We start from the raw sequence: 4,575 nt of genomic DNA on the forward strand, positions 1-4,575 counted from the left end.
CGTCTGAAGCACCGGCGCATCGCCGATCACATCCGTCCCCTGCGGCGGCACGAAGTCGAACGTACCTGCAGCGACCGGTCCGTTCTTCACCCAACCGGCGAACTGAATCTGCGTGGTGTTACCGAGCTGATCCTTGAACACCATCCGCGCCAGCCCACCTGCATCGAACCCGAGGTCGGCGAAGTCGAACTGCGGATCCTTGCTGGTCGACTGCAGGCGCAGCCAGACCATGCCGTCGTGCTCGCCCTTCTCGGTGACCTTGAAGTCCTTGTCCATCTGCGAAAGGTCGGTCAGCACGGTGAGCGGGCTCTGGGCTTCCTCGCTGCTCTGCTTGCGCACGGTGACCTGCTCGAGGTCCGGGTCATACAGCCAGACGCGGCTGCCGTCGGCGACGATGGTCTGCTTGTACGGGCTGAGCGTTTCCCAGCGGAACTGGCGCGGTGCTTCCAGCGCCATGGTGCCCGTGGTGGTCTTGCCCGGGTCGCCGTTTGCATTGATCAGGGTCTGGCTGAAACGCCCGGTGACCGAGTGCAGGCCTTTGGAAAACGCATCCAGACGCTCACGCGCGGGGCCGGCAGCGGCGAAGGCCGRCAGGCTGAGGAGGGACAGGGTCGCGGCAAGCAGGAAGCGTTTCATCAGTCGATTTCCGTAGGGTTCGGCGCGATTGTCAGCGATCGGTTTCGAACAGCGACTTAAGCATGTCGATGGCTTCGCCGGGACTGATCTCCCCTGCCTCCATCTTCTCGCTGATATCGGCAATGGCCTTGCCGTCGCGATGCCAGAACGGCGCCGCGCGGGTGGCGTGGTGCACCGGCCGGGCTTCCTGGCCCAGCACCACGATCTCGGCGATCTCTTCCTGTTCGGCGAAGATCACTTCCAGCGCGTCGTCCACGCCGGCGGTGTGGCCAACCGGGTAGTCGCGGGTGACGAAGCAGGCGCGGCCGTCGTCGGCGCGCAGCTCCAGGCCGGGAATCGATGGGTTGAGCTCGAAAATGCTCTCGACCTCGTCCAGTACTTCGGACGTGGGCGCGAGATCACCGGTAACGAGCAAGCCCCAGGGGCGCTGGCGTAGCGCGCCCGGCTTCATGTCGTTCATGGCGGATCAGTCCTTCGGAGGCGGCGGCGCGAGGACTTCGCGGTTGCCGTTGTGTTGCGGCGCGCTGACGATGCCGTCCTGCTCCATCTGTTCGACGAGGCGGGCGGCGCGGTTGTAGCCGATGCGCAGGTGGCGCTGCACGCCGGAGATGGACGCGCGACGCGTCTCGGTGACCACGCGCACGGCGCGGTCGTAGAGGGCGTTGTCGCTGTCGCTGTCGCCTTCGGCATCCTGCGGCAGGCCGGAATCGTTGATGATCTTGCCGTCGGAGGTGGACTGGATTTCCTCGAGCACACCGGTGATGTAGTTGGGCGCACCCTGCGCACGCAGCCACTCGACGACGTTATGCACCTCGTGGTCGTCCACGAACGCGCCATGCACGCGCTCGGGCGTCGCCGTACCCGGCGGCAGGTAAAGCATGTCGCCGTGACCGAGCAGCGCTTCGGCGCCGGACTGGTCGAGAATGGTGCGCGAGTCGATCTTCGACGACACCTGGAACGCGATGCGCGTGGGGATGTTCGCCTTGATCAGGCCGGTAATGACATCCACCGACGGACGCTGCGTCGCGAGAATAAGATGCACGCCCGCGGCGCGCGCCTTCTGCGCCAGACGCGCGATGAGTTCTTCGACCTTCTTGCCGACGATCATCATCATGTCGGCGAATTCGTCGATGATGATGACGATGTGCGGCAGCGGCTCGAGCGGCTCGGCGACCATGCCCGGCATGTCCGGGTTGGCGCGGAACAGCGGATCGAGCAGCGGCTGGCCGTTGCTCTCGGCGTCCTTCACTTTCTTGTTGAAGCCACCGAGGTTACGCACGCCCACCGCGGCCATGAGCTTGTAGCGGCGTTCCATCTCGGCCACGCACCAGCGCAGGGCGTTGGCGGCTTCTTTCATATCCGTGACGACCGGCGCCAGCAGATGCGGAATGCCCTCGTAAACCGAGAGCTCCAGCATCTTCGGGTCGATCATGATCATGCGCACGTCTTTCGGGCTGGCCTTGTACAGCAGGCTCAGCACCATGGCGTTCACCGCCACGGACTTACCCGAACCGGTGGTACCGGCGACGAGCAGATGCGGCATCTTGGCGAGGTCGGTGACGACAGCCTTGCCGCCGATGTCCTTGCCCAGCGCCAGCGCCAGCGGCGACTTCATCTGATCGTACTTTTCCGAACGCAGAATCTCGGAGAGATAGACGATCTGCTTCTTGGTGTTGGGGATTTCCAGGCCGATGACGTTCTTGCCGGGAATCACGTCCACCACGCGCACGCTGACCACGGAGAGGCCGCGCGCAATGTCCTTGTCGAGGCTGGACACCTGGCTGCCACGTACACCGGCGGCGGGTTCCAGCTCGAAACGGGTAATGACCGGACCCGGATAGACGCCCATGACGCGGGCCTCGATGCGGAAATCCTTGAGCTTGAGCTCCACCTGGCGCGAGAGCACTTCGAGGGTTTCCTCGGAGTAGCCCGGACCTTGCGGCGGTGCTTCGTCGAGCAGCGACAGCGGCGGGACTTCGCCGTTCATCGATGCGCCGGTGAACAGGGGAATCTGGTTTTCGCGAGTGGCGCGGTCGCTCTTGATCACCATCGGGACCGGGGTCTCGATGCGCACGGGCTCACGCCTGGCCTGCTTGATCGCGTCGGCCTTCTTGACCACTTCGCGTTCGGCACGGGCATTACGCGCGGCCATGACTTCCGGTGCGCGACGCACCTTGCCGCCGAACCAGCCGCCCAGACGCACGACGCCCTGCCCCGTCAGGTCCATGAGCTTGAACCAGGACAGGCCGGTGGCGAGGGTGACGGCGATGAGGAACACGGCGAGCAGAAGCAGCGGTGCGCCCTTGTCGCCAAGGGCGCTGTGCAGGCCATGGCCTACCCACTTGCCGACGATGCCACCCGGGCCTTCCGGCAGCACGGGCGAATCGACGTTCAGGTACACCAGCGCGGGGCYGGTGATGAAAAAGAACACGAAACCGATCAGACGCAGGGAAGGCTCCCACGGCGCGACGAGACGTTCGCCGCGCGCGCGGAGCACCTGCACGCCCAGAGCCAGCAGGAGCAGCGGAAAGCAGTAAGAAACCAGGCCGAAGATGTACCTGAGCAGGTTGGCGATGTTTGCCCCGATCGAGCCACCGAAGTTGGTGGCCCGCTCGGCAATGCCCATGTGACCCCAGCTCGGGTCCTGGTCGTTATAGCTGAGCAGGCAGACGAGCAGGTACAGGGCGAGCGGCAACAGCAGCAACGCCCCGGCCTCACGCAGGCGGCGCTTGAGCTCGTCGCTCAAGCCCTCGCTCTGGGCCTTGACCTGGCTTCTAGCCTGTTTCTTTACGACTTTCGCGCTGCGCGCCACTTAGCAGAGAACCTCGGATCCGGTTTTCGGCATCATGCCATGCCCTGAAGGGCCGGGTGCACGACCTTGCCGGCCTCGATGTTGATACCGCCAGCCAGTGCCGCGTGGTCGCGCCACTCGTTGCCGGCAGCCAGGCGCTGCACGTACGGCAGGATGGCGGCCGAGATGGCGGTGGACGAGGTCTGCGGGACGGCGCCGGGCATGTTGGTCACGCAGAAGTGCGTCACGCCGTGGACGTCGTAGGTCGGTTCCTTCCAGGTGGTCGGACGCGAGGTYTCGAAGCAGCCGCCCTGGTCAATCGAGATATCGACGAGCACCGAGCCCTTCTCCATCGTCTTGACCATGGCTTCGGTAACGACGCGCGGGGCCTTGGCGGACGGGATCAGCACGGCACCGACGACGATGTCGGCGTTGCGGACTTCTTCGGCGACCGACGACTCATACGCGTACAGCGCGGTGACGTTCGGGCCCATCGCCATCATCTCGGCGAGGCGGTCCTGACGCTTGTCGAACACGACGACGTTGGCACCGGCCGAGGCAGCCAGGGCGGCGGCGTTACCACCGGCAGCGCCGGCGCCGAGGACGACGACCTTGCCACGCGGGGTGGAGGCCATGCCGCCGAGCAGCTTGCCCTTGCCACCGTTGGGCTGGTGCAGGAGGGTCGTGCCGATCTGGGTGGCGATACGGCCGGCAATGACGGACATCGGCAGCAGCAGCGGCAGCACGCCGTTCTCATCGACGGACTCGAAGGCGATACCGGTCAGGCCGATGTCCAGCAGGCTCTTGGTGAGCGCCGGCTCGGCGGCCAGGTGCAGGTAGCAGAACAGCAGGTGGTGCTTCTTGAGCAGCTTGAGATCGCCCTCGATCGGTTCCTTGACCTTGACGATCAGCTCGCCCTTCTCATAGACAGCAGCGGCGTCGGCCACCACGGTCACACCCAGCAGGGAGTAGTCGGCGTCCGAGTAGCCGCTCTTGGTGCCGGCGCCGGACTGGATGAAAACCTCATGGCCGCGGCGGACCAGATCGGCGGCAGCGGCCGGGATGAGGGCCACGCGGCCTTCGAGGGTCTTGGTTTCGGAGGGGATACCAATGCGCATCTTATGGAGGATCCTGAATGAGATAAAAGC

At 65.2% G+C, this 4,575-nt stretch carries 4 protein-coding genes; all 4 read right to left on the reverse strand.

All coding sequences use genetic code 11. The features are described 5' to 3' along the window. A partial coding sequence (lolA, locus tag AC1DT2_RS16310) for an outer membrane lipoprotein periplasmic chaperone LolA (RefSeq protein ID WP_477297464.1) occupies window positions 1–636 on the reverse strand: 636 nt, incomplete at its 3' end. 31 nt (window positions 637–667) lie between these two features. After that, window positions 668–1,096: a hypothetical protein gene (locus AC1DT2_RS16315; RefSeq protein ID WP_477297465.1), complete on the reverse strand. Its 429-nt coding sequence runs from the start codon at window positions 1,094–1,096 to the stop codon at window positions 668–670. Window positions 1,097–1,102: 6 nt separating this feature from the next. Continuing rightward, entirely contained in the window at window positions 1,103–3,448 is a 2,346-nt protein-coding gene (locus AC1DT2_RS16320; RefSeq protein ID WP_477297466.1) for a DNA translocase FtsK, read from the reverse strand. Window positions 3,449–3,480: 32 nt separating this feature from the next. Further along, window positions 3,481–4,575, reverse strand: a 1,095-nt coding sequence (locus AC1DT2_RS16325) for an alanine dehydrogenase (protein ID WP_477297467.1), incomplete at its 5' end; no start/stop codon positions are given.

The sequence above is a fragment of the Luteibacter sp. P4_E6 genome, assembly GCF_056401535.1.